20 protein-coding genes are annotated in these 26075 nt (G+C 67.6%); 9 read left to right on the top strand and 11 right to left on the bottom strand.

The features are described 5' to 3' along the window. Window positions 1-11 precede the first annotated feature (11 nt). Window positions 12-725 (top strand): 7-cyano-7-deazaguanine synthase QueC, encoded by a 714-nt coding sequence (gene queC / locus QFZ83_RS22880; RefSeq protein WP_307510323.1) that lies wholly within the window; start codon window positions 12-14, stop codon window positions 723-725. Here queC and QFZ83_RS22875 read toward each other — a convergent pair. Both QFZ83_RS22875 and QFZ83_RS22870 read right to left on the bottom strand, forming a co-directional pair. After that, window positions 707-2512 carry an ABC transporter ATP-binding protein/permease gene (locus QFZ83_RS22875; protein ID WP_307510319.1) on the bottom strand — a complete coding sequence of 602 codons (1806 nt, stop codon included), beginning with the start codon at window positions 2510-2512 and terminating at the stop codon, window positions 707-709. The genes queC and QFZ83_RS22875 overlap by 19 nt on opposite strands. A 119-nt stretch (window positions 2513-2631) precedes the next feature. Continuing rightward, complete coding sequence (locus tag QFZ83_RS22870) at window positions 2632-3192, bottom strand: phosphonate degradation HD-domain oxygenase (RefSeq protein WP_307510316.1); 561 nt, start codon at window positions 3190-3192, stop codon at window positions 2632-2634. Between the two features lie 183 nt (window positions 3193-3375). Here QFZ83_RS22870 and QFZ83_RS22865 point away from each other — a divergent pair, with 183 nt between their 5' ends. The 5 genes from QFZ83_RS22865 (at window position 3376) to QFZ83_RS22845 (ending at window position 8879) form a co-directional block, all read left to right on the top strand. Then, window positions 3376-4413: a putative 2-aminoethylphosphonate ABC transporter substrate-binding protein gene (locus tag QFZ83_RS22865; RefSeq protein ID WP_013539599.1), complete on the top strand. Its 1038-nt coding sequence runs from the start codon at window positions 3376-3378 to the stop codon at window positions 4411-4413. Between the two features lie 110 nt (window positions 4414-4523). After that, on the top strand, window positions 4524-5597 hold the full coding sequence (locus tag QFZ83_RS22860) for an ABC transporter ATP-binding protein (protein ID WP_307510313.1): 1074 nt from the start codon (window positions 4524-4526) through the stop codon (window positions 5595-5597). A gap of 3 nt (window positions 5598-5600) precedes the next feature. Beyond that, a complete protein-coding gene (locus QFZ83_RS22855; protein WP_307510310.1) occupies window positions 5601-7316 on the top strand; it encodes a putative 2-aminoethylphosphonate ABC transporter permease subunit in 1716 nt (571 codons plus the stop codon). 66 nt (window positions 7317-7382) lie between these two features. Then, window positions 7383-7517, top strand: coding sequence for a hypothetical protein (locus QFZ83_RS22850; protein ID WP_307510307.1), 135 nt, complete (start codon window positions 7383-7385; stop codon window positions 7515-7517). Window positions 7518-7610: 93 nt separating this feature from the next. Next, on the top strand, window positions 7611-8879 hold the full coding sequence (locus QFZ83_RS22845) for an MFS transporter (RefSeq protein ID WP_307510304.1): 1269 nt from the start codon (window positions 7611-7613) through the stop codon (window positions 8877-8879). On the opposite strand, the gene QFZ83_RS22840 is transcribed toward QFZ83_RS22845, so the two are convergent. After that, the gene (locus QFZ83_RS22840) at window positions 8827-10257 is read right to left on the bottom strand and encodes a PLP-dependent aminotransferase family protein (RefSeq protein WP_307510302.1); all 1431 of its coding nucleotides are present in this window, start codon (window positions 10255-10257) and stop codon (window positions 8827-8829) included. The genes QFZ83_RS22845 and QFZ83_RS22840 overlap by 53 nt on opposite strands. 98 nt (window positions 10258-10355) lie before the next feature. On the opposite strand from QFZ83_RS22840, the gene QFZ83_RS22835 reads away from it, so the two are divergent. The 3 genes from QFZ83_RS22835 to QFZ83_RS22825 are packed head-to-tail and all read left to right on the top strand — an operon-like array spanning window position 10356 to window position 12539. Next, complete coding sequence (locus tag QFZ83_RS22835) at window positions 10356-10544, top strand: DUF2970 domain-containing protein (protein WP_307510300.1); 189 nt, start codon at window positions 10356-10358, stop codon at window positions 10542-10544. Next, the gene (locus QFZ83_RS22830; protein WP_307510298.1) at window positions 10541-11248 is read left to right on the top strand and encodes a c-type cytochrome; all 708 of its coding nucleotides are present in this window, start codon (window positions 10541-10543) and stop codon (window positions 11246-11248) included. Before QFZ83_RS22835 ends, QFZ83_RS22830 begins: the two co-directional genes overlap by 4 nt. A gap of 7 nt (window positions 11249-11255) precedes the next feature. Further along, the gene (locus tag QFZ83_RS22825; RefSeq protein ID WP_307510297.1) at window positions 11256-12539 is read left to right on the top strand and encodes a cytochrome c; all 1284 of its coding nucleotides are present in this window, start codon (window positions 11256-11258) and stop codon (window positions 12537-12539) included. A gap of 146 nt (window positions 12540-12685) precedes the next feature. On the opposite strand, the gene QFZ83_RS22820 is transcribed toward QFZ83_RS22825, so the two are convergent. From QFZ83_RS22820 to QFZ83_RS22785, 8 genes are all read right to left on the bottom strand, one after another. Next, window positions 12686-14695 carry a lipoxygenase family protein gene (locus tag QFZ83_RS22820; RefSeq protein WP_307510295.1) on the bottom strand — a complete coding sequence of 670 codons (2010 nt, stop codon included), beginning with the start codon at window positions 14693-14695 and terminating at the stop codon, window positions 12686-12688. A 177-nt stretch (window positions 14696-14872) separates the two neighbouring features. Further along, on the bottom strand, window positions 14873-16267 hold the full coding sequence (locus QFZ83_RS22815) for an 8-oxoguanine deaminase (RefSeq protein WP_307510293.1): 1395 nt from the start codon (window positions 16265-16267) through the stop codon (window positions 14873-14875). A 23-nt stretch (window positions 16268-16290) separates the two neighbouring features. Next, window positions 16291-18561, bottom strand: a complete 2271-nt coding sequence (locus QFZ83_RS22810) for a phosphocholine-specific phospholipase C (RefSeq protein ID WP_307510291.1) — start codon at window positions 18559-18561, stop codon at window positions 16291-16293. Window positions 18562-18592: 31 nt separating this feature from the next. Next, window positions 18593-18793, bottom strand: a complete 201-nt coding sequence (locus QFZ83_RS22805) for a hypothetical protein (RefSeq protein ID WP_013539610.1) — start codon at window positions 18791-18793, stop codon at window positions 18593-18595. 267 nt (window positions 18794-19060) lie between these two features. Next, window positions 19061-21307, bottom strand: a complete 2247-nt coding sequence (locus QFZ83_RS22800; protein WP_307510287.1) for a phosphocholine-specific phospholipase C — start codon at window positions 21305-21307, stop codon at window positions 19061-19063. A gap of 23 nt (window positions 21308-21330) precedes the next feature. After that, entirely contained in the window at window positions 21331-23562 is a 2232-nt protein-coding gene (locus QFZ83_RS22795; protein ID WP_307510285.1) for a phosphocholine-specific phospholipase C, read from the bottom strand. A 17-nt stretch (window positions 23563-23579) separates the two neighbouring features. After that, window positions 23580-23780 carry a hypothetical protein gene (locus tag QFZ83_RS22790; protein ID WP_013539613.1) on the bottom strand — a complete coding sequence of 67 codons (201 nt, stop codon included), beginning with the start codon at window positions 23778-23780 and terminating at the stop codon, window positions 23580-23582. 49 nt (window positions 23781-23829) lie between these two features. Then, on the bottom strand, window positions 23830-25920 hold the full coding sequence (locus QFZ83_RS22785) for a LamG-like jellyroll fold domain-containing protein (RefSeq protein ID WP_307510282.1): 2091 nt from the start codon (window positions 25918-25920) through the stop codon (window positions 23830-23832). Window positions 25921-26075: the final 155 nt, after the last annotated feature.

Here is a 26075-nt window from a genome sequence, read left to right as displayed (position 1 = left end):
CGCTGACGCACATGCCCCTGCACACCACCGCCCTCGTCTTGTTCTCCGGCGGCCAGGACTCGACCACCTGCCTGGCCGACGCGCTCTCGAAGTACCAGCGCGTCGAGACGCTGGGCTTCGACTACGGGCAGCGCCACCGCGTCGAGCTCGACGTGCGCGGCACCATCCTCGCGCAGATGCGCGAGCGCTTTTCCGACTGGGCGCCGCGCCTGGGCGAAGACCACGTGCTCACGCTCGCCGCGCTGGCCCAGCTCGGCGGCTCCTCGCTCACCGAGGAGGTGGCCTTCGCGATGCAGGCCGACGGCCTGCCCAACACCTTCGTGCCCGGGCGCAACCTGCTGTTCCTCACGCTGGCCGGCGCGCTGGCCTACCGCCGCGGGCTGCAGGTGATCGTCACCGGCGTCTGCGAGACCGACTTCTCGGGCTACCCCGACTGCCGCGACGACACCATGAAGGCGATGCAGCTCGCGCTCTCGCTCGGCCTGGAGCGCCGGCTCGTCATCGAGACGCCGCTCATGTGGATCGACAAGGCCGAGACCTGGCAGATGGCGCACCGCCTGGGCGGCGAGCCGCTGGTCGAGCTGATCGTGGAAGAAACCCACACCTGCTACCTCGGCGACCGGGTGCATCGGCAGGCCTGGGGCTACGGATGCGGCGAATGCCCCGCCTGCGATTTGCGAAAGAGGGGCTGGGAGCGTTATTCCGGTCAGGCCGCTGCCGGCTGAGCGGTCGAGGTGTTCAGGCGGTAGCGCGCGCCGCCGCCTGGCGTTCCCGTTCCTGTTCCTTCTTCTTGAGGCACCAGCGTCCAGCGCTGGTTGTGGAAGTCGCCGACCGCCGCGCGGTGCGCGATCGACACCATCGCGCCGCCCGCCGCGTGCACCGTGTCCGACAGCCGCTTGTAGAGCTCGCTTTCGGCCTTGGCATCGAGGGCGCTGGTGATTTCGTCGGCGAAGAGCCATGCCGGTTTCTTGAGCAACACGCGCGCGATGGCCAAGCGTTGTTGTTCGCCGCCGGAGAGCTTCTGGCTCCATGAATCGCTGTCGTCCAGGCGAGTGGCGAGGTCGGGGAGCAGGGCGTCGGTCAGAGCCTGGCGGAGCTGGTCGTCGGTGAAATCGGCGGCGGGGTTCGGATAGGTCAGTGCGTCGCGCAGCTTGCCGTCCGGCACGTAGGGGCGTTGGGGCATGAAGGCGACGTTGTCGGGCACCTGTATTCGGCCTTTCGAGAACGGCCAGATTCCCGCGAACGAACGGAACAGCGTCGATTTGCCGCTGCCCGAAGGACCTTGCAGCAGCACGCTGTCGCCGGGTTTCACCGCGAGTGCGGCGCCAGCGAGCAGCGGCATGCCGTTGGGCAGCGCCACCGTGAGGTCGTCGGTCTGCAGCATGGCAGAGGGGCTGTGCTGCAAGCCGTCTTCGCGCTCGGTGTGGGCGCGCATGCCGTCATCGAAACTGGTCAGTCGATCGGTGGTGGCGCGCCACACGGCCACGCTGTCGTAGTTATCGACGAACCAGCTCAGCGACTCCTGCACCTTGCCGAAGGCCGAGCCGATCTGCATCAGGTGGCCGAGCTGGAAGGCTCCGCCGAAATACTGCTGTCCCGCCACGAGGAACGGAAAGATCACCGCCGCCTGCCCAAAGAACGAGGTAAAGGTGACCAGATTCTTCTGCTGTTTGATCAGCAGCAGGTAATTGCGCAGCACGTCGCCGAAGCGCAGGTCGAGCTGTTCGCGCTCGACCTTCTCTCCTTTGTCCAGCGCGATGGCCTCGCTGTATTCGCGCACGCGCACCAGGTGATGCCGGAAGTCGGCCTCGTAGCGCTGCTGCGTGAAGTTCAGCCTGATCAGCGGGCGGCCGATGAAGTGGGTGATGACCGTGCCCAGGATCGAATAGCCCAATGCCACCCAGACCATCGCACCGACGATCTGGTAAGTGGTGCCGCCGAAGGTGAGCGAGAAATTTCCCGATAGCCCCCAGAGCAGACCGATGAAGCTAATCAGCGTGACGACGGCATTCAGCAGGCCCATCGAGAGCGTCATCGTGGCGCTGGTGAAGATCTGCATGTCTTCCTGGATGCGTTGGTCGGGGTTGTCCGGCGTGTGCCCATCCTTGCCCGCGTAGCGCGCAAGTTCGAGGTGATAGAAGGTGCGGTCCGCCATCCAGCGCGACAGGTAGCTGCGCGTCATCCATGCGCGCCAGCGCAGCTGCAACAGCTGCGTCACATAGAACTTGAGCACTTGCACTGCGATATTGAAGAAAGCAATCCAGCCGAAGACGCCGACTTCGCGCCAGAAGGCCACCGAATCCTTGTTCTGCAGCGCGTCGTAGAAGCGCCCGTACCACTCGTTGCCCAGCACCGCCACGTACACGTAGAACAGATTCAGCGCGACGATGCCCAGCAGCATGACGCGCGCCCGCCACTTCTCCTCAGACCTGAAATAAGGCGCAGACAGCGCAAAGACGCGTTTCAGCACCTGGGCGAACGTGGCGGCGCGCGCCGTGACGGATGAAGACATGCAGGTTTCCTCGCAGGCGCTCGCGCGCCGGACATCGTGAGGAAGCCATCGTAGACAAATGTTTCTTAAAGCGGCCTGAAGCCGGCCGAGGGGCAGAAACCCTCTTCCTTTTCAGCGCCTCAGCGCAGCAGAACCCGCGCAGCCGTCGAAAGAAAGTGCGCCAGCGGCGGTGTCGTCAGCCCCTCGACCTTCGCCTCTTCATCCCACAAGCGCAGCCGCACGGCATCGCCGGCCCAGCGATGCGCGGCAAAGCGGCTCGCCGCCTCCGCATCCATCACCCCGCCCTGCAACGCCAGGCTGCGTACCGAATCCGGCGAGAGCTTCGAGAAATAGTCCGGCCGCGTCGCGCACAGGTAGCGCTTGGCATCCACATGCAGCCGGATCGGCTCGCGCACTTCCACGTCGAAGGCGCCGCGCAGCAGCGGCAGCGCAATGTATTGATGGCGGTCGTCGATGCCCAGCTCAGTGGGCGATTGCGACAGCGTCTGGTGCTCGGCGATCAGCAGGTGGCCGAGGTCGTGCAGCAGCGCGGCCGTGACCAGCGCATCGCCCGCACCCGCTTTTTCGGCGAGCCACGCGCACTGCAGCGCGTGCTCCAGCTGCGACACCGGCTCGCCCGCGTAGGCGAGCCCGCCACGTTCGGCGAACAGCCGTGCGATCTCGGCAAGGTCGAGTGCCATTTTTCTGAAATGGAAGCAGGAAGCGCGTGCGACAGCCCGTGAAGCGTCGGCGCGCGCCATGACATCCGTGTGACGCATCTGACAAACCTCTGTCACATGGCGCTGCGAGCATCGCCGCGTTCACGGCCACGCCGTGCGTACTTTTGTCCGCGTCATTTCACTCATTGCCAGGGATTCCCCATCATGTTGCTCCGCTTCATCCGTCGTGCCGCCGTACCGGCTGCCCTGTTCTCGCTGGCGTTCGCCGCCTCCGCGCAAGGCCGCACCGAACTGCTGGTCTACACCGCGCTCGAAGCCGACCAGGTGCAGGCCTACAAGGCCGCCTTCGAAAAGGAAAACCCGAGCATCGAACTGAAGTTCGTGCGCGACTCGACCGGCATCGTCACCGCCAAGCTGCTGGCCGAAAAGGCCAACCCGCAGGCCGACGTGGTGTGGGGCCTGGCCGCCACCTCGCTGATGCTGCTCGACAAGGAAGGCATGCTCCAGCCCTACGCGCCCAAGGGCCTCGACGCGGTGAAGCCCACCATGCGCGATCCGGCCAACCCGCCCAAGTGGGTCGGCATGGACGTGTGGTCGTCGGCCATCTGCTTCAACACCGCCGAAGCCACCAAGAAGAACCTGCCCAAGCCCACCAGCTGGGCTGACCTCACGAACCCGGTCTACAAGGGCCAGATCACCATGCCCAACCCGGCGGCCTCGGGTACCGGTTACCTGATGGTGTCGGGCTGGATCCAGATGATGGGTGAAGAAAAAGCGTGGAAGTACATGGACGCGCTGCACCAGAACATCGGCATCTACAGCCAGTCGGGCAGCAAGCCCTGCCGCCAGGCGGGCGCCGGCGAGTTCGCGCTCGGCATGTCCTTCGAATACCGCGCCAACAAGACCAAGCGCGACGGCGCGCCCATCGACATCGTGCTGCCGAAGGAAGGCCTCGGCTGGGACATGGAAGCCACCGGCATCATCAAGACCAGCAAGAAGCAGGACGCCGCCAAGGCGCTGGCCGACTGGGCTGTGACCAAGCAGGCCAACGAGCTCTACGCGAAGAACTTCGCCGTGCTCGCGCTGCCGGGCATCCAGGAAAAGCTCGAATTCGTGCCGGGCGATGTCGAGAAGCTGCTCGCCAAGAACGACTTCACCTGGGCTGCCGCGAACCGCGACCGCATCCTGACGGAATGGTCGAAGCGCTACGAATCGAAGTCGGAAAAGAAGGCACCGCTCTGATGCACTCCCAACCGTTCGGGCTGAGCTTGTCGAAGCCTTGCGCGTGCGAGGCAGCCCTTCGACAGGCTCAGGGCGAACGGTGGTGGATTCAGTCCGAACGGTAAAAGTACATGACGAGCTTTCTCTCTCTCCGCGGCATCGGCAAGTCCTTTGGTGCCACCCGCGTGCTCGACGGCATTGATCTCGACATCGAGCCCGGCGAATTCGTCTGCCTGCTCGGTCCCTCGGGTTGCGGCAAGACCACGCTGCTGCGCATCGTGTGCGGCATCGAGCGTGCCGACAGCGGGCAGATCCTGCTCGGCGGCCAGGACATCGGGGGCCTGCCGCCCGCGGCGCGCGGCTTCGGCGTGGTGTTCCAGTCGTATGCGCTGTTCCCCAACCTCACAGCGGCGCAGAACATCGCCTATGGCCTGCACCCGACGGGCGCGCTGGCACGCGAGATGGCCAAGCGCTCGCGCGAGATGCTCGACCTGGTCGGCCTCACCGCGCATGCCGACAAGTACCCGGTGCAGCTTTCGGGCGGCCAGCAGCAGCGCATCGCGTTGGCGCGCGCGCTCGCGCCCAACCCGCGCCTGCTGCTGCTCGACGAACCACTCTCCGCGCTCGACGCGCAGGTGCGCGCGAGCCTGCGCAGCGAAATCCGCGCGCTGCAGAAGCGCCTGGGCATCGTCACCATCATGGTCACGCACGACCAGGAAGAAGCGCTCTCGATGGCCGACCGCGTGGTGCTGATGCACAACGGCCGCATCGAGCAGGCCGGCACGCCCGACGAGCTGTACCGCCAGCCGCGCACCCGCTTCGTGGCCGGTTTTGTCGGCCGCATGAACATGCTGCCTGCGACCGTGCTGGCTGACGGCAAGGTGCGCGTGCGCGACAGCGAACTGTTCTGCGCGCCCGGCAACCTCAGTGTCGGTTCGCAGGCCACCGTGGGCATCCGGCCCGAACACGTGGTGGTCAAACGCTTCGGCACCGAACTCGGTGCCAACAGTTTTGCGGCGCGCCTGCTCGACACGGAATTCTTCGGCAACCGCACCTCGGCGCGGCTGGCCTGCGAACCGCTGGGCATCGAGATCGAAGCCGAGCTGCCCGCCGATGCGCGCTATGGCGGCGAAGAGCCGCTGGTGCCGAGCAGCATGGTGCACATCCAACTGCCCTTGAATGCGCTGTCGGTTCTGGCGCACTGAGCCATGAGCAGCACCCCCGACGCCATCGCCGTCATGCCGATGGCGATGCCGCGCAGCAGCGCGTTCGACCGCGAGCGCTGGCTCACCGGTGCTGCCGTTGCCTTCGTCGTGCTGCTGCTGGTCGTGATCGTCGCGCTGCCCGTCGGCGCGCTGGTCGGCCAGAGCTTCTTCGATCGGGCCGGCGCCTTCATCGGTCTCGCGAACTTCGCGCGCTACCTCGACAACCCGGCGCTTGTGCAGTCGGCCTTCAACAGCATGTGGCTCGCGGCCATCAGCGCCGTGATCTGCACGACCATCGCCTACGTCTACGCGTATGCGCTCACGCTCTCGTGCATGCCGGCCAAGGGTGCGCTGCGTGCGGTGGCGCTCATTCCGCTGCTCGCGCCTTCGCTGCTGCCGGCCATCAGCCTGGTCTACCTGTTCGGCAACCAGGGCCTCTTCAAGGGGTTGATGGGCGATGCCTCGATCTACGGCCCGCTGGGCATCGTGCTCGGCTCAGTGTTCTGGACGCTGCCGCATGCGCTGCTGATCCTCACGACCGCCATGGCCACGTCCGATGGCCGTCTCTATGAGGCGGCGCAGACGCTCGGCGCTTCGCGCTGGCGCATCTTCCGCACCGTGACGCTGCCGGCCTCGCGCTACGGCCTCATCGTGGCCGCGATGGTGGTGTTCGTGCTCGTCATCACCGACTTCGGCGTGCCCAAGGTGGTGGGCGGCCAGACGGGCGTACTCGCGACCGACATCTACAAGCAGGTGGTCGGCCAGCAGAACTTCCAGATGGGCGCGGTGGTCGGGCTCGTGCTGCTGATTCCGGCGGTGCTGTCCTTCCTCGTCGAGCGCTACGTTCGCAGCAAACAGGCCGCGGCGCTTTCGGCACGCGCCACGCCATATCAACCGGAGCCCGTGAAGACGCGCGATCGCGCGCTGCTCGTGTTCTGCACGCTGACGGCCTGCGCCATCCTCGTGATGATCGGCATGGCGGTGTTCGCATCGCTCGCCACCTACTGGCCCTACCAGCTCGCGCCGTCGCTGAAGAACTACGACTTCAGCAACATGGACGGCGGCGGCTGGGGCAGTTATTTCAATTCGCTTCGGCTCGCGCTGTGCGCCGCGGTGGCAGGCGCGCTCATCACCTTCGTCTCGGCCTACCTCGTGGAGAAGCCGCGCCACTTCGGCTTGCTGCGCGAGCTGCTCAACCTGCTCGCGAACCTGCCGCTCGCGGTGCCGGGGCTGGTGCTGGGCGTGGGCTACATCTTCTTTTTCATCTCGCCGTCGAATCCGCTGAACGGGCTGTACGGCGGCATGACGATCCTGGTCATCTGCACGGTGGCGCACTTCTTCTCGGTGGCGCACCTCACCTCGCTCACGGCGCTGCGCCAGCTCGATCGCGAGTACGAGCTGGTGTCCGAGTCGATGGGCGTGCCGTTCTGGCGCACGCTCTGGCGCGTGCACCTGCCGGTGGCGCTGCCGACCGTGCTCAACGTGGGCGGCTATTTCTTCGTCAACGCGATGACGACGGTGTCGGCCGTCGTGTTCCTCTACTCGCCGCAGACCACGCTGGCCGCCATCGCCGTGCTCAACATGGACGATGCCGGCGACGTGGCGCCCGCGGCCGCCATGGCTTCATTGATCATGCTCACAGCGGCGATCGGGCGCGGCATCTTCGCGCTGGCCGGGCACTGGGCGCTCAAGCGCACGCAGGCCTGGAGAAGCAGGTAGCCGGCAGGTCCTTGTCGGCGCGGTGTCCGACTTGACGGGTAAGTCGGCAGGCATAGCATCCGCCTGATGAGAAGCACAGCACTTGCTCTTCTGTTCTGCATCGGCCTCATTGCGGCCGGTTGCGACGACAAGCCCAAGCCGGGTGGGCCGATGCCCAAGGCTTCGGCGAATGTCGTGCTGCCGGTCGTGTTGGCGAGCTGATCCGCGCACCGCGCGAAAAGGCGGCCGAGCGTCGCCGGCCATTGCGCGCTCGCATCTCCGCGCCGAGGGGTATCCTCGCTGCGGAGAAAAACAATGACGAAGACTTCAGAGACAACCGCCCACGCGGCGGATTCGCGCTACGCCATGCTGCGCCTGGCGCTCACGCTGCTGATCATGACGGTCGGCAGCAGCGGCATGTACGTGGTCTCGGTGATGCTGCCCGCGGTGCAGGCCGAGTTCGGCATCGATCGCGCCGCTGCCTCACTGCCCTACACCTGGTTGATGCTCGGCTTCGGTTTCGGCGGCGTGCTCATGGGCAAATTGGCCGACCGCTTCGGCGTGATGTGGCCGCTCCTGGCGGGCTCGGTCTTCCTCGCCGCGGGGTACATCGCCACGGGGCTGTCGGGCGGCATCGTCTCATTCACCGTCGCGCAGGCCCTGCTGGTCGGCCTGCTCGGCAGCTCGGCCGCCTTCGCGCCGCTGGTGGCCGATACGTCGCTCTGGTTCGTCAAGCGGCGCGGCATCGCGGTGGCGGTGTGCGCGAGCGGCAACTACGTGGCCGGCGCCATCTGGCCGCCCATTGCGCAGCACTTCATCGAGACGGTCGGCTGGCGCCAGACCTACATCGGCATGGGCATCTTCTGCGGCATCGCGATGGCGTTGCTCGCGCTCTTCTTCCGTGCGCGGCCACCGGCAGTGGCCGCAGCGCCGGTCGGCAATGCATGGAATGCAACGGCAGCGCGCGACATGACACGGCCCTTCGGCCTGAGCACGACGACGGCGCAGGGCCTCCTGTGCGTCGCGGCCGTGGCCTGCTGCGTGGCGATGGCGATGCCGCAGGTGCACATCGTGGCCTACTGCGGCGACCTCGGCTACGGGCCCACGCAGGGCGCGATGATGCTGTCGCTGATGCTGGGCTTCGGCGTGGTGAGCCGGCTGGTGTCGGGCGCGATCTGCGACCGCATCGGAGGTCTCCGCACCCTGCTGCTGGGCGGCGTGCTGCAGTGCATTGCGCTGCTGTTGTTCCTGCCGTTCGACGGGCTGGTGTCGCTCTATGTGATCTCGGCGCTGTTCGGGCTTTTCCAGGGCGGCCTCGTGCCGGCCTACGCGATCATCGTGCGCGAGCACTTTCCGCCGAAGGAAGCCGGCGCGCGCGTGGGCACGGTGCTGATGTTCTCGCTGTTCGGCATGGCGCTGGGCGGATGGATGTCGGGCAAGGTGTTCGACCTGACCGGCAGCTACCACGCGGCTTTCGTCAACGGCATCGGCTGGAATCTGCTGAACCTGTGCATCGCGTCGTTCCTGCTGTTCAGGCTGTACCGCCTGCGGCTTCGGACACCAGCCGGCCCAGTGTCCGCATAGCTTTCTCGCTCTGCGCGTTCCACGCGTGGCCGTAGTTCAGGCGCAGGCAATGCGTGAAGGCGCGTGTCGCTGAAAAGATCGGCCCTGGCGCGACGCTGATGCCGAGCGCCAGCGCCTTGCGATGGATGTCGAGCGCATCCACCTGCGCCGGCAGTTCGACCCACAGGAAGTAACCACCCAGCGGCCGCGTGGCGCGCGTGCCCTCGGGAAAGTAGTGCCCTACCGCCTGCGCGAAGGTCGCCTGCTGCATAGCGAGCGTTTGCCGGAGCTTGCGCAGGTGCTTGTCGAGACCGCCTTTCTCCAGGTACGCCGCGAGCGCAAGCTGCGCGGGCGCCGACGTGCTGAGCGTGGACGTGAGCTTCTGCCGCGCCACCTTGCGCGCGAAGTGCCCGGCCGAAGTCCAGCCGATGCGGTAGCCCGGCGCGAGGCACTTCGAGAACGACGAGCAGTGCAGCACCAGCCCCTGCGTGTCGAAGGCCTTGGCCGGTGCGGGCTTGCGGTCGCCGAAGTAGAGCTCGGCGTACACGTCGTCCTCGATCAGCGGCAGCTCGTGGCGCGCGAGCAGATCCACCAGCGCTTTCTTCTTCGCATCGGACATCAGGCTGCCGAGGGGGTTCTGGAAGGTCGTCATGAGCCAGCAGGCCTTGGGCTGGTGCGCCGCAATGGCCTGCTCGAGCGCGCCGAGGTCGATGCCTTCGCCCGGATGCGTCGGCACTTCGATGGCCTTCAGGCCCATGCGCTCCAGCGCCTGCAGCGCGGCATAGAAGGTGGGCGATTCGACGATCACCGCATCGCCCGGCCGCGTGACCGCCGCGAGGCACAGGTTGAGCGCCTCGAGCGCGCCGTTGGTGATGACGATCTCCTCGGCCGGCACCTGCATCCCGTCAGCGAGGTAACGCAGCGCGATCTGCCTGCGCAGCGCCGCGCTGCCGGGTGTGAGGTCGTCCACCGTGCTCCATGGGTCGAGCGACTTGGCGCTCGCGGCCATGAACTGGCCGAGCCGCGCGAGCGGAAAGAGCAGGGGGCTCGGAAACGCCGAGCCGAAGGGCACGACCTTGCGCGACATGCTGGCTTCGAGGATGTCGAACACGCGGTCGCTCACGTCGAGCGACGTGGGCCCCTCCGTGGGGCGCGAGGTGAGGGTGGATTCGGGCGGTGCATCGCGCAGGCCCCCGCCTGTCACGTAGTAACCCGAGCGGTCGCGTGCGCGCACGAGGCCGCGCGCTTCCAACAGGTAGTAGGCCTGGAACACCGTCGATGCGCTGACGCCGCGGCTCTGGCCGGTGTGGCGCACCGAGGGCAGGCGGTCGCCGGTCTTCAGGGTGCCGTTGCGGATCGAGGCCTCGATGTCGGCGGCCAGGGCTTCGTAACGTTTCATGGCGCGAGGTTCGTCATTGGCCCGGACTTTATCTGCACCGGTGAATCGAGCAGTATCTGCATCTGTTTTTTCGGTGCAGTTTGGGGCACAGTCGGTGCATGTCCAATCTCATGCGCGCGCTGCGCGCCGTTCTCTGGAGCTTCATCGGGCTGGGCGGCCGCCGCGCCGACGCCGACAAGCGGACCGCCCAGGTCGGCATCCTGCCGCTGATCGGTGTCGCGCTGTTCGTGGTGCTGTTGCTGGTCGTGGGCCTGATCACATTGGCGCGCTTCGTGGCCGGCACATGACAGCCGGCCTTCGCTCCTTCGCGCTCGCGTTGCTGTTCCTCGTGCAAGGCGTGGCGAGTGCCGCGCCGCCAGCCACCGTGCCCGACACCATCGAGCAGCGCGTGGCCGCGTGCATCGCCTGCCACGGCCGCGAAGGCGCGACCACCAACGCGGGTTTCTTTCCGCGGCTGGCCGGCAAGCCCGCGGGTTATCTCTTCAACCAGCTCGTGAGCTTTCGCGACGGCCGCCGCTTCAACGCCGACATGGCGTACATGGTGCAGCACCTCTCGGACGCCTACCTGCGCGAGATGGCCGAGTACTTCGCGGGGCTCGACCTGCCGTACCCGCCGATCTCTCCCAACAGCGACGCGACGCCCGACCAGTTGCAGCGCGGCCGCAAGCTCGCGCTCGAAGGCGATGCGGCACGCGGCATTCCGGCGTGCGTGCAATGCCATGGCGCGGCGCTCACCGGCGTGCAGCCGGCCATCCCCGGGCTGCTCGGACTGCCGCGGCTCTATGTGTCGTCGCAGCTCGGCGCATGGCTCACGAGCGAGCGGCATGCGATGGCGCCCGACTGCATGGCCGAGGTCGGCCGCCGCATGACCACCGCCGACATCAACGCGGTCGCAAGCTGGCTGGCGGTGCAGCCGATGCCGGCGAACACCAAGCCCGCGGCTTCGTTGCCCGCGCCGCTGCCCGTCGCGTGCGGCGGCATGCCGAAGTGAGCCGCCGATGAAACTGCGATATCTCGGCTGGACCTTCTTGATCCTCATCGTGCTCGCGGCCGTTTGCGCGGGCGTGCTCGTGGCGATGAACCTGCGCGGCGAAGACCCGTTGCCCGAACAGGCGCAAGCCTTCGAGGCCACGCCCCAGCAGGTCGAGCGCGGCCGGTACCTCGCGCTCGCCGGCAACTGCGCGGGCTGCCACACCACGCGCGGTGGCCAGCCGTATGCGGGCGGCCTGCCGCTGGAAACGCCCTTCGGCACCATCTATTCGAGCAACCTCACGTCCGACGCCAAGACCGGCATCGGTAGCTGGAGCAGCGCGCATTTCTGGCGCGCGATGCACAACGGCCGCAGCAAGGACGGGCGCCTGCTCTACCCCGCGTTCCCGTACCCGAACTTCACCAAGGTGACGCGCGAGGACTCGGACGCCATCTACGCGTACCTCCGCACCGTGGCACCCGCACCCGCGCCGAACCTCGCGCACCGGCTGCGCTTTCCCTACGACACGCAGGCCGCGCTGGCCGTGTGGCGCGCGCTCTCGTTCAAGCCCGAGTCCTTCGTGGCCAACGCGGGCAAGCCGGCCGAATGGAACCGCGGTGCGTACCTCGTCGACGGCCTCGGCCATTGCATCGCTTGCCACGGCACGCGCAATTCGCTGGGCGCGACCGAGACCAGGCTCGGCCTCTCGGGCGGGCTCATCGCGGTGGAGAACTGGTATGCACCGTCGCTCACCGACAAGCGCCAGGCCGGCGTCGCCGGATGGCCCACGGCCGACGTGGTGGCGCTGCTCAAGACCGGCACCGCGCCGGGCGGCTCGGTGATGGGGCCGATGGCCGATGTGGTGTTCCGCAGCACGCAGCATCTGAGCGAAGCCGACCTCACGGCCATGGCGGGCTACCTGAAAGACCTGCCCGAGGTTCACAAGGCCGACGAGCCCGCACGCACGCCAACGCCCATCCGCCGCGACGCCGGCACGATGGCGCGCGGCGGCAAGATCTACGACCAGCGCTGCGCCTACTGCCACGGCGACCAGGGCCAGGGCGCGAGCGGCGCCTACCCGCCGCTCGCGGGCAATCGCGCGGTGAACATGTCGCCGCCGACCAACCTCATCCAGGTGGTTTCGCACGGCGGCTTCCTGCCATCGACGGCGGGCAATCCGCGCCCCTACGGCATGCCGCCGTTCGGCCAGGTGCTGGATGCCGCGGAGGTGGCAGCCGTGCTCACCTACATCCGCGGCTCGTGGGGCAACGACAGCGCACCCGTCACGCAACTGGACACCATGCGGCGCTGAGCGCCTTCATACGGTATTGCGTTCGATCAACAAGGACCGTTCGGGCTGAGCTTTTCGAAGCCTCGCGCGGCGCTTCGACCCTTCGACACGCTCAGGACAGGCCAAGCTCAGCGTGAACGGTCTTTTCTTTCGAGCGCAACTTGATATCAGATGTTGGTGCTCGAAGGAATGCGGCTCGGCAGCAGGTGCTCGTAAGGCCGCGCGCGCGTGGTGTTGCGCTGGCGGATCGTGTTCTCGATGCCCGCGAGCGCCGTGCGAAACCGCTCCAGCGGCCCGCCCGGCCCCGCGACCGCCGGGTCGAGCAGCACCGGCAGGTGCGGAAAGGTGTTGTCCTTGTATTCGCCGAGCGGCCGGTAGTACACGCCACCGAGGATGTGGAACAGCAGGATCTGCTCCTGTGCCGCAATCCGTGAAGGCAGCATCTGCGACCAGCTCGCCTCGTTCTGGCCCCCGCTCGTCGTTGGCGCCGGCGTGCCGCCCGCGCCCGCGCTGAAGGGCGCATAGGTCATCACCGAATACTGCGGGAAGTTCACCGCCGCATGCTGCGCGCTGGCGTTGAAGATGATTGCGGTGAGCACGTCGACCAGCTGCGCGCGCGTGGCGATCGCGCGAAAGCCCTTGACCTTGCCGGTCGTCGCGAGTTCGGTGGCCCAGGCCGCGAGCTCGTAGTCGCCGGTCACGTCGCTGTCGCTCGGGTAGTACACGGCCACGTAGTCGGCCACCCATTGCGCGATGGCATTCCACACCAGCAGCGCGTCGTCGCGGTAGGGGTAGTCGGGCAGCGCCGTCGCGTCGTCCACGCCGCGCGTGCGCAGGTCGTTGGGCAGCATCATGCGGTCGTGGAAATCGTAGGCGAGGCGGTCGCGGCCGCATTCATGCTGCAGCGTCTCGATGGGCGCGGTGAGGATCACGTCGCCCGTGGTCAGCGGCGCCATGATGATCAGCGTCGCGAACTCGTTGATGAACATCGCGCCTTCGAGGTGCGGCGAGAGCAGGCGGCTGAGCGGATGCGCGGTCGCGAGCTGGCGCTGCGTGGCCATCGCGAAGGCCTCGGACATCAGATGCGTGCGGCCCAGGTGCACGAACATCTCGTGGTAGTTGAAGTCGGCCACCTGCACCGTCGTCTTGGCCGACTGCCAGGCCCAGTAGGCCTCGGCGTTGGTGGTGTCGTCGGCGCGCAGGAAGATCGGATTCCGCACCGGGTCCTGCCCGCACTGGATGGCGACCGGCACGAGCGAGCGGCCGTTCTTCGGGCGCGCGAAAAGCGCGATCGGCGCATAGACGTAGCCCGTGCCGGTGAGCGGCTTGGCGACCGGGCCGACCGGTGCCATGTCGCCGAGGCCTTCGTAGTCGAGCAGGTAGAGCCGGCCCGCGGCGGTCGCATCGGCAAGGCTGTCGTTCGCACCCATGACCTGCTGGTACTGCGCGTTGCCCAGCGGAAACTTGGTCGGCAGCGACGTGGCCCGCTGCAGCAGCGTCGGGTTCGGCCCGGCCACGCGCATGGCCGCGAACAGGTCGTTGTCGTGCAGGATCTGCGAGATCGACGGCTTCTCGATGGTGACGAACAGCGCGTCGTACTGCGCGAGCGTCTTGGGTCCGTTCAACGCGCCGAGCGGTCCTTGCGAGAGCAGGTCGTGGTGGATCTGCTTCAACTGCGTGCCGACATCGCCCAGGCTGCTCGTGAGCGTGCCCAGCAGCGCCAGCACCGCTGCCGGCAACGTGAGAAGGCCCGCGTTCTGCGCAGCCAACTGGTCGAACGTGGCTTGCAGCCCGGCGATGCGCGTTCGCAGGTTGTCCAGCGACTGCAGGCTGCCCGATGCCAGCGCGCTGGTGGCGAACGAGGCCGCGAAATTGGTCACCGCCTCGACCGCCTTCGACACCGTCTTCAACTGATGCTCCACCGCCGGCAGCTCGCCCGGCGGCACCACCGCGCCCATCGGCACGCCCGCGAGGTTGATGTGCGATTCGGTCCAGAGGTAGGTCGCCTGCCGCCCGACCAGCTCGAGCCGCCGCAGCGTCGCGCTGATCGGGTCGATCTTCTGCGGCAGCGTGGGCTTGAGGACCGGCAGCGCGGCCGATGCGGTGGAAGGCTTGCCGGCCAGCAGGCCGAGGCCGCCCGCCGAGGCGGACCACTTGAGGATGTCTCTGCGCTTCATCGGGGAGGCCCTGTTGTTATGAATCTCGGGAGGCCGTCGGGTGATCGGCCTTCTGCCTGCTGAATCGAACGCCCGTTCTATTTAGTGGGCGGATTCTGCGGAGCGGCCCGAGGCTTGGCAATCAGGGTTCACGCGCGTAATTCGAAGGTACGCATTCGATGTCTGTCTGTCTGTCTGTCACGGCGCCGTGTGCGGATGCCGGGCGCTGTCGTACAGCGTGCGCGCCAGCTCGCGGTGCCTCGCCAGCAGGGGTGGCAGTTCCAGCGCCGTGAAGCGTCCGTCCCGGATGCGGACCTCGCCGTTGATCACGCTCAATGCGGTGGTCGCCGGCGTGCAGAACACCAGCGCCGCGACCGGGTCGTGCCACGCCCCCGCGTGCGCCACGCCGCGCATGTCGAAGGCCACGAGGTCCGCCGACATGCCGGGCGCGATCGCGCCGATGTCGTCGCGCCCCAGCACGCGCGCACCGCCGAGCGTCGCGATCTCCAGCGCCTCGCGCGCCGTCATCGCCGCGGGGCCGTAGCCCACGCGCTGCAGCAGCATCGCTTGCCGCGCTTCGCCCAGCATGTGCGCGCCGTCGTTCGACGCGCTGCCATCCACGCCCAGGCCCACCGGCACGCCCGCGCGCCGCATCGCTCCAATGGGCGCGATGCCCGAGGCCAGCCGCATGTTCGAGCAGGGGCAATGCGCAACACCGGTGCCGGTGCGCCCGAAGAGCGCGATGCCCGCTTCGTCGAGCTTCACGCAGTGCGCATGCCACACATCGCGGCCGACCCAGCCCAGGTCTTCGGCGTACTCGGCCGGCGTCATGCCGAACTTCTCGCGCGAGTAGGCGACGTCGTTGTCGTTCTCGGCCAGGTGCGTGTGCAGCGACACGCCGCGTTCGCGCGCCAGCTCGGCCGACAGCCGCATCAGGTCGCGCGAGACCGAGAACGGCGAGCAGGGCGCGAGCACGATGCGGCGCATCGAATGGCGCGAGGCATCGTGCCAGCGGCCGATGAGGCGCTCGCTGTCGCGCAGGATGGCCGCTTCGGTTTCCACCACCTCGTCGGGCGGCAGGCCGCCGGCGCTGCGGCCCACGCTCATGCTGCCGCGGGCGGCATGGAAGCGCATGCCCATGGCGTCGGCGGCTTCGATCGAATCGTCGAGCTTCGAGCCGTTGGGGAACAGGTAGAGATGGTCGCTGGTGGTGGTGCAGCCAGAGAGCATCAGCTCGGCCATCGCGGTCTGCGTCGAGACGCGGATCATCTCGGGCGTGAGGCGTGCCCACAGCAGGTAGAGGTTCGTGAGCCAGCCGAAGAGCTCGGCGTCCTGCGCCTCTGGCACGGCGCGGGTGAGGCTCTGGTACATGTGGTGGTGCGTGTTGACCAGGCCGGGCATTACCACGTGGCCGTGCATGTCGATAGCCTCGGCCTGGCCGTTGCGCAGGGCATCGAGGTAGGCGGTGGGCAGCTCGGCGGTGGGGCCGGCCCAGGCGACCGCGGGGCCGTCGGTCACCACGGCGCCGTTGGCGATTTCGCGCCGGGCGGCGTCCATGGTGACGAGGATGTCGGCGTGTTGGAGGATCAGCATGCCGGCATTTTGCGCGCGACCGTTCAGAGGTCGGGCATGCCCATCGCGGGATCGCTCACCGTGTGCTTGCCGGTTTCCACGCGGCCGGCGAAGCGGCGGTAGTAGCTCGCATCGGCATCGCAGGTCACCGCGAAGTCGTACCACTGGCCGCTCGCTGCAAGCTCCCAATGCTGATCGACGGTGGCACCGCCGTTCACTGTCGCGGTCCATGGGCCGTCACCGCGGTAGGCCTTGGCGCGAATGGTGAACTTGCAGGCCGCCTTGCCGTCGTTGCGCATGCTCAGGTAGACGTTGCCGTTGGCGATGTCGTAGCACACGCGCACCTCGGGCACCGCCGCATCGCCCGCGCGCACGGTGTTGAGGTCGCCCTGGAAATGACGGTGGAAGCCGTTCGGCCCGAGCACCCACAGGTCGTACTTGCCGGCGTTGTCGGCGGCCGCGGCCCAGGCGTCGTCGAGCGACTTGCCTGCTTCGACCATGTAGCGGCGCGGCAGGCGATCGAGGTTGAGTTTGTCGTAGACGTGGAACACGGCGGCTGCCTTGCCCGTGTTCGAGAACAGCAGCTGCACCTTGCCGCCGGCCGTGTCGACCTTGGCGCTCGCATGCAATTCGTAAGGCAGCGCGCGCGACGGCCGCGTGCCCGTGACCTGCACCGGCAGCTTGCCGTCGCCCGGCGGCGTGACCTGCGGCAGCGCGTCCTGCGCGGCGCGCACCTGGTCGGCCTCGGCCTTGCTGCGGCGGCCCGCGAGCGTGGGCGGCGCTTCTTCATTCGGCGTGGCGAAGTTGAAGGCGCTCGTGAGGTCGCCGTTCACCGCGCGGCGGAACGGGCTGATGTTGGTTTCCTTCACGCCGAAGCGCGCTTCGAGGAAACGCAGCACCGAGGTGTGGTCGAAGGTCTGCGAGTTGACCCAGCCGCCGCGGCTCCACGGCGAGATCACGTACATCGGCACGCGCATGCCCGGGCCGTAGACGTTGCCGTCGGGCGTGGGCTGCGACGCGGTCATGCCCGGCGGCTTCGGGTGGTTGAAGTACTCGTAGCTCAGGTCCGCATCCGGCAGCGTGGTCTTGCCCGCGAAGGCCTTCACGCTCGGGTCGGCCGAGGGAATGGGCGAGGGCGCGGAAGCCGAGGGCACGTGGTCGAAGTAGCCGTCGTTCTCGTCGAAGTTGACGATGAACACCGTCTTGCTCCACACCTCGGGCACCGCGGTGAGCGCGTCCAGCACTTCCTGGATGTACCAGGCGCCCTGCACAGGGCTCGAAGGGCCGGGGTGCTCGGAGTACACGTCCGGCGGAATGACCCACGACACCTGCGGCAGGCGGCCGGCCTTCACGTCGGCGCGGAACGCATCGAAGATCGCGCCCGCATCGAAGGCCGCCTGGTCGGCCACCGGCAGCGTGTTGGCCGTGCCTTTGTAGAGCGGGTTGCCCGCGTCGTCGCCAGGCGCGTAGGCCGGCGATGCGCCCTGCGGCAGCGAAGTGCTCACCGGCTTGCTCGAAGCTTCGTTGGCCTTGCGGTACGGCTTGAAGCCCAGCAGCGGATTGCAGCCGTAGTTGTTCGGAATGTTCTGGTAGACGATCCAGCTGACGTTGGCTTCCTGCAGGCGCTCCGCATACGTCTTCCATTCGTAGCCCTCGGTCGAAGGCCCGGTCGAACTCCACGGGTTGACGTTGTTCACGTAGGCCTGGTTGCCACCGGCCGAGCTGTTGGGGCCGTTGGTGCCGGTCCAGTGAAATGAGCGATTGGCGTGCGTGCCGGTGTGCATCGCGCAGTGGTAGTCGTCGCAGATCGTGAAGGCGTTGGCCAGCGCGAACTGGAACGGAAGCTCGGCCTCCGTGAGATAGCCCATCGACTGTGTGAAGGGTGCCTTGCTGTTCACCTTCTTGTAGCGCGGCCACTGGTAGAGGCGGCCGCCGTCCCATGCATTGTGCGAATCGACCCAGGTGTGCGGCGTGCTGCTCACGCGCTGCGCATTGCCTTTGGTCGCATCGAGGTGATAGGGCACCACCTGCTTGCCGGTGTCGTCGAGCTGCTGCCACACGGCCAGGCCGTTGGGCAGCGGAACGGTCATGCGGTCGCCGAATCCGCGCACGCCCTTGAGCGTGCCGAAGTAGTGGTCGAACGAGCGGTTCTCCTGCATCAGGATCACGACGTGCTCGACGTCCATGATCGTGCCGGTCTTGTTGTTGGCCGGAATGGCCAGGGCGCGCCGGATGCTCGGCGGAAAGGCCGAGAGCGCGAGGGCGGCGGCGCCGGTGGTGGCGGTGCCCGTGAGGAATTTGCGGCGTGAGGTCATGGTGTTGTTCTTGGTGTTTCTCATTGTGCGATCAGGGCGCGCAGCGCATCTCGGGCTTCACGCCGGTGTCGGGCGGCGTTGTGACGGGTGGCGTCGTTGTCGGTGGCGTTCCCGCGCCCGGAAGGCCGCCGAAGAAGCCGCCGCCGCCATCGCTGCCGCCGCCGCAGGCGGAGAGCACGCAGGCCACGATCAATGCGGGTGCAAGTCGCGCGGAAGAAGAAAGAAGTTGCATCGGGTGAGATCCTCTTGGAGTTGCTGTGCGGCACTTCACGCAGAGTCGTGAAGGCCGCCAGAACCAAGGCTAGAAATCGGCGATGACAACGCCATGAACCGCAGGGGGCGAGGTGTAAGAGTGCGAAACGACCGGGAATGTTTGCGATCTTTCGGACTACGTTGCGCGCTGTGCGCCGTTGTTTTTCAGCGCGTGATCACACCGGCACAGCGTGTTGTGCGCGCGCCATGAATCGGCGCGCGCACAAGCACTGCCGTCCGCACAGGCTCAGAGATCGGCCAGCCCCATCGCCGGATCGCTCACCGTGTGCTTGCCGGTTTCCACGCGCCCCGCGAAGCGGCGGTAGTAGCTGGCATCGGCATCGCAAGTGACCGCGAAGTCGTACCACTGGCCGCTCTCGGCGAGCTCCCAGTGCTGGTCGGCGGTGGCACCGCCATTCACCGTTGCAGTCCACGGGCCGTCGTCGCGATAGGCCTTCGCCCGCACGGTGAACCGGCAAGGATTCTTGCCGTCGTTGCGCATGCTCACATAGACATTGCCGTTCGCGATGTCGTAGCACACGCGCACTTCGGGCACCGCTGCATCGCCCGCGCGCAAGCGGTTGAGGTCGCCCTTGAAGTGACGGTGAAAGCCATTCGGCCCGAGCACCCAGAGGTCGTAGAAGCCGCTGTTGTCGGTCATCGCGCTCCACGCATCGTCGAGCATCTTGCCGGGCCCCACCATGTAGCGGCGCGGCAGCCGGTCGAGGTTCAGCTTGTCGTAGACGTGGAACACCGCAGCCGCCTTGCCTGTGTTCGAGAACAGCAGTTGCACCTTGCCGCCGATCGTGTCGGCCTTGGCGCTCACGTGCAGCTCGTAAGGCAGCGCGCGCGAAGGCCGCGTGCCGGTGAACTGGCGCGGTAGCTGTGGATCGAGCGGCAGCGGCACCTGCGGCAACGCCTGCTGGTCGTTGCGCAGCTTGTCGGCGTCAGCCTTCGTCGTGCGCCCGGTAAGCGTGGGCAGGGCCTCGGTGTTGGGCGTCGCGAAATTGAAGGCGCTCGTGAGATCGCCGCACACCGCGCGCCGAAACGGCGAGATGTTCGGCTCCTTCACGCCGAAGCGTGTCTCCAGGAAACGGATCACCGACGTGTGGTCGAAGGCCTGCGAGCTGACCCAGCCGCCGCGGCTCCACGGCGAGATCACGTACATCGGCACACGCGGGCCCGGGCCATAGACGCGGCCATCGGGCTTGGGCTGGCTGCTGCTGCCGGCCGGCGCCGGATGCGTGAAGTACTCGGCGCCCAGGTCCGCATCGGGCAGCGTCGTCTTGCCGGCGTAGGTGCCGTCGCCGTTGGGCGATGGTGCCGAGGGCGAGGGCACGTGGTCGAAGTAGCCGTCGTTCTCGTCGAAGTTGATGAGCAGCACGGTCTTGCTCCACACCTCGGGCACGGCGGTGAGCGCATCCAGCACTTCCTGCAGGAACCAGGCGCCCTGCACGGGGCTCGACGGCCCCGGATGCTCGCAGTAGATCGAGGGCGCGTTCATCCACGAGACCTGCGGCAGCTTGCCTTCGCGGATGTCGCGCTTGAAGGCGTCCAGGTACTCCTCGGGGCGCGTGCCCGGCAGCGTGTTGGCCACGCCCTTGTAGAGCGGGTTCTTCGCGTTGTCCGAGGCCGCGTCGTAGGCGTGATACGGCAAGGCCTGGCCGGTGTCCGCGTAGGGCTGGTTCGGCGCGCCGCCGCTGCACACCGGAAAGCCCGAGGCGAGGTTGGCCTGGCGGAACTGCTGGAACGCGCCCAGCATGTTGTCGCCCCATTCGTCGGGCATGTTCTGGTAGCTGATCCACTTGACGCCCGCATCCTCCAGGCGTTCGGCATACGTCTTCCACGTGTAGCCGGTATTGGCCGAGGCGGGCTTGCCCTCGATCCAGTCCCACTCGTTGCGCACGAACGCCACGTTTTGCGCGGTCGGTCCGTTGGTGCCGGTGAGGTGGAAGGAGCGGTTCGCATCCGTGCCGGTGTGCATCCCGCAGTGGTACGCATCGCAGATCGTGAAGGCGTTGGCCAGCGCGTACTGGAAGGGGACCTCGGCTTCCTTGTGGTAGCCCATCGCCTTGTTGGTCTTGTAGCGCGGCCACTGGTACATGCGGCCGTTGTCCCACGCGTTCTGGCTGTCGTTCCAGTCGTGGGGCGTACCGCCGTCGCGCTGGGCGTTGCCTTTGCGGCTGTCGAAGTGATACGGCAGGATCGGCTTGCCCGAGGCATCGCTCTGCTGCCACACGTTCAGCCCCTTGGGCAGCGGAATCGTGAAGCGGTCACCGAAGCCGCGCACGCCCTTGAGCGTGCCGAAGTAGTGGTCGAACGAGCGGTTCTCCTGCATCAGGATCACGACGTGCTCGACGTCCATGATCGTGCCGGTCTTGTTGTTGGCCGGAATGGCCAGGGCGCGCCGGATGCTCGGCGGAAAGGCCGAGAGCGCGAGGGCGGCGGCGCCGGTGGTGGCGGTGCCCGTGAGGAATTTGCGGCGTGAGTTCATGGGGCGGTTGCCGGATGCCACGCTCACAGGTCGGCCAGGCCCATGGCGGGATCGCTCACCGTGTGCCTGCCGTTTTCCACGCGGCCCGCAAAGCGGCGGTAGTAGGCCGGGTCGGCATCGCAGGTGACCGCGAAGTCGTACCACTGGCCGCTGCTCGCCAACACCCAGAGCTGCTCGGCCTTGGCGCCGCCGGCCACCGTGGCACCCCAGGGGCCGTCGTTGCGGTAGGCCTTGGCGCGCACCGTGAACCTGGCGGGGTTCGTGCCGGCGTTGAGCATCTCCAGGTAGACGTTGCCGTTGGCGATGTCGTAGCACACGCGCACTTCGGGGTTCGCGCCGCTCGTGCGCAGCGCATTGAGGTCGCCCTTGAAGTAGCGGTGAAAGCCGTTCGGCCCGAGCACCCACAGGTCGTAGAAGCCGCTGTTGTCGGTCATCGGGCTCCAGGCGTCGTCCAGCGACTTGCCGGGTTCCACCATGTAGCGGCGCGGCAGGCGGTCGAGGTTGAGCTTGTCGTAGACGTGGAACACGGCCGCGGCCTTGCCGCTGTTCTTGAACAGGAGCTGGATCTTGCCGCTCACCGAATCGGCGCGCGCGCTCACATGCAACTCGTAGGGCAGTGCGCGCGAGGGGCGGATGCCGGTGGCCTGGCGCGGCAGTTGCGGATCGAGCGGCAGCGGCACCTGCGCGAGGGCTTCCTGGTCGCTGCGCGTCTTGTCGGCGCCGGTGCGGGTCGTGCGGCCCGCGAGCGTGGGCAGCGCCTCGGTGTTGGGTGTCGCGAAGTTGAAGGCGCTGGTGAGGTCGCCGCACACCGCGCGCCGAAACGGCGAGATGTTGGGCTCCTTCACGCCGAAGCGCGTCTCGATGAAGCGGATCACCGAGGTGTGGTCGAAGGCCTGGGAGTTGACCCAGCCACCGCGGCTCCACGGCGAGACGATGTACATCGGCACGCGCACGCCGGGGCCGTAGACGCGTCCATCGGGCGCGGGCTGGCTGCTCGTGCCCGGGGGCTTCGGGTGATTGAAGCGTTCCACCGCGAGCTCGGCCTCGGGCAGCGTGGTCTTGCCGGCCATCGAGCCGTCGGGATTGATCGAGGGCGCGGCCGGCGACGGGTAATGGTCGAAGTAGCCGTCGTTCTCGTCGAAGTTGATGAGCAGCACGGTCTTGCTCCACACGTCGGGTACGGCGGTGAGCGCGTCCAGCGCTTCCTGGATGTACCAGCCACCCTGGATCGGGCTCGACGGGCCGGGGTGCTCGGAATAGGTGGCGGGCGCAATGATCCAGGACACCTGCGGCAGCTTGCCGTTCTTGGTGTCCTGGCGGAACTGCTCCAGGAATCCGCCGTCTCCCATCGTGTTGGCGATGCCCTTGTAGAGCGGGTTGCCCGCGTCGTCGCTCGCCGGGTCGTACACCGGCGAGGCCGCGTCGTTGCTCACCGGCTTGCCCGAGGCCTCGTTGGCCAGGCGGTACTGCTTGAAGCCCGCGAGCGGGTTGTCGCCGAAGTTCTCCGGCATGTTCTGGTAGACGATCCAGCTGACCTTGGCTTCCTGCAGGCGCTCGGGGTAGGTCTTCCATTCATAGCCGGTCGCCGAGCTGTCGATGGAGTCCCACTCGTTGTTCACGGTGGCCACGCCTGCGACGCCCCCCGCACCGCTAGCCAGCTGGCCGCCGGGGCCGTTGGTGCCGGTCCAGTGGAACATGCGGTTCGAGTTGGTGCCCGTGTGCATGCTGCAGTGGTAGTCGTCGCACAGCGTGAAGGCGTTGGCCAGCGCGAACTGGAAGGCGAGCTCCGTCTCCTTGAAGTAGCCCATCGACGCATTGGTCTTGTAGCGAGGCCACTGGTAGGTGCGCCCGCCGTCCCAGGCGTTCTGCCCATCGCTCCACGAATGCGGCGTGCCGCTCACGCGCTGCGCATTGCCTTTGCGGCTGTCCAGGTGGTAGGGCAGGATCGGCTTGCCCGAGGCATCGCTCTGCTGCCACACATTCATGCCCTTGGGCAGCGGAATGGTGAAGCGATCGCCGAAGCCGCGCACGCCCATCAGCGTGCCGAAGTAATGGTCGAACGAGCGGTTCTCCTGCATGAGGATCACGATGTGCTCGACGTCCTGGATGGTGCCGGTCTTGTTGTTGGCCGGAATGGCGAGCGCGCGGCGAATGGCGGGTGGAAAGGCCGAGAGCGCGAGCGCGGCAGCGCCGGTGGTGGCGGTGCCGGTGAGGAATTTGCGGCGCGAATTCGTGGGCTTGTCGTTCTGGTTCATGGCGTGGACTTTCTCTTTCAGGGCGCGCAGCTCTTCACGGGGGCGACGCCGGTTTCGGGCGGGGTCGTCACGGGCGGAGTCGTGGGCGGCGTACCAGCACCGGGCAGGCCGGCGAAGCCGCCACCGCCGCTGCCGCCACCGCAGGCGGACAGGGCAGAGGCCACGATCAACATGGACAGCACGGGCACAAGGCGCGGGGCAAGGAATGGAATTCGCATGATGAAGATCTCTTGAGTCGTTCGTTGTGGGAGGTGAGCGGGGGACGGTTCAGGGCAGCAGCAACGTCAGCGGCTGGCCCGACTTGAAGATGCTGGCGAGCTCGTCGGTGGTGAGCGCGCGATTCCAGATGGCGAACTCGTTGAAGTCCATGGCGCCGCGCGGCGAGCTGGTCTCGCGCTGGTAGTACTGGCCGGTGCCGTCTTCATTGAGGCCGATGCCGTTCTTCAGGCCGCCGAGTTGCGCGACCAGCGTGCTCGTGAGCGTGGCGCTCCCGGTCTGCATGGCGCGGGCCGAATCGAACACGTAGCCGGTGAGCTTGAGGTTGGCCTTGTCGATCACGACCGCCACGTAGGCCCACTGGCCTGCGCTCAGGCCGTAGCCGTTGCTGTCGGCGCGGATGCCGCCACCGGCGCCCACGTTGAAGCGGATCTCGCAGCTGCCGAAGAGACCGATGGCCAGGCCCGCGTTCGCGCCGGTGGTGTAGTTCTTGTTGGCGAGCATCGAGGCGCCGTTGCTCACGCCCTGGCTGCATGTGGCGTCGGTGCGCACCCAGAAGCCGAGGGTGTAGGCGGTGACGGCCGGGTTGGTGGCCACGTCGGTGGCCTGCAGCAGGCGGTAGCCGGCCGAGCCGCTCGCGTTCTTCACCGTGCTGTCGACACGCAGCGCCTTGACCTTGTAGGGAAGCTTGAAACCGTCGTCGACCGATGTGCCGCCGTCGGCATCGGCCGCCCAGGGCGAGAGGGTGGAGGCGTTCCTCAGGTCAGCGGCCGGGAGCGTGTCCAGCGGGTAGTAGTTGACGAGGCCGTTCGCCAGCGTGGGCGCGAGCGTGGCGGGCTTCACGTAGGCGAGTTGCGCGGCGAGCGCGACGCTGGCTTCGCCGGCAACGACGGTGTACTGGTAGGTGTAGACGCCGTCCGCGTCGGCCACGATGGGATCGGCGTACGCGGTCGAGCCCGCCGGCAGCGTGGCGACCAGCTTGCCGTCGCGCAGCACCTGCACCGGCACCGTCGCAGCGCCCGCGAGCGTCCACGAGAGTTCGATGCTGTTCTTGTCCGCGCCCGCCTTGGCGAAGAGATTGCGCAACGACGTGGCGGCCTGCAGCGCCTGTCCGTTGAAGTTGTAGGCCTCCGAGCTCGGGAGGGCGCCGAGGTGCCGCAGCACGGTCGGTGCGATGTCGGTCGCCGCGGCGAGCTGCAGCAGCGCGGTGTCCGCCGGCGCTGCCGTGCCCGTGCCGGGCAGGACGGCCAGCGTCTTGTTGCTGGCGATGAAGATGGTCTTGTTGTCGATGGCCTGCAGGCCGGAGGCGGTGCCAAAGGCGTCCAGGCCGTGGCCGGTGGTGAGGATGACGAGCCAGTCTTCCTTTGCATCATTGGCCGTGCGCTGCGCGATGCGCGCGAGCAGCCGGCCGACGGCGGCCGAAGTGTCGGAAATCGCGCGCTGGTAGGCGTCGCTCTTCAGGCCGCTGTCGGCGGCCGCCGCCGGTGCGCCGTACTGCGCGACCGTCAGGTCGTAGCCGGCGTCGATGAACTGCGCGGTGCGCTCGGTCACGCAGGCATCGGCGCCCGCGCAATCGACGGCTCCGTCGACGGTGCCGCTCTCGTTGGCCAGCAACCGCGGATAGAGCGCATTGGCCGTGACCGATGCGGTCTTGTAGCCGGCCGCCTTGTTCTGCTTGGCGAGCGCAAAGATCGAAGGCGCGAGCTTCGCATCGATGCGCTGGTCGGCCGTGTCCCAGCGCACGCCGTGGCGCGTCACCCAGGTGCCCGTCAGCAGCGTGGCCCAGCCCGGGCCGTCGGTGGTGCGCTGTTCGCTCGGCGTGCCGTTGGCGCCGCCGGTCCATGTGGGCGCCACGCGCAGCGACTGCAATGCAGGCACCTTGTTCTGCGCCATCGCATGGCGCAATGCCGCATGGGTGAGGCCGTCGATCTCCACGACGAGCGCCTTCGGGCCGCTCTTGCCCTGGTTGGTACCGGATGCAGGCGGATTGCTACCGCCACCGTTGGCCGGCGGCACATTGACGAGGGGGAAGGAAGCACCGCCGTCACCACCACCGCCGCAAGCGGCAAGCGCGAGCGAGGTGGCGAGGGGCAGGAGCCAGCGCGCGAAATGCGCGGCGTGCGAAGGTGTGGTCGGGCGCATCGGAGGAAGCCGGTGTGTCTGTCTGTCGGAGGGATGGACGCCGGTGCGGCAAAAAAAAAGTGCCACGAGGGCACTGCGCACCGAACAGACAGCGAGGCTAAGAAGCGCGCGTTACGCCGCAATGAATGCGGGATGACAGAGCGAAGTCGTGCGCG

The sequence above is a fragment of the Variovorax sp. W1I1 genome, assembly GCF_030815625.1.
GTDB classification, from domain to species: Bacteria; Pseudomonadota; Gammaproteobacteria; order Burkholderiales; family Burkholderiaceae_C; genus Variovorax; species Variovorax paradoxus_C.
Note: the sequence above shows the minus strand (reverse complement) of the source record. Positions and strands in the feature narration are given on the sequence as shown.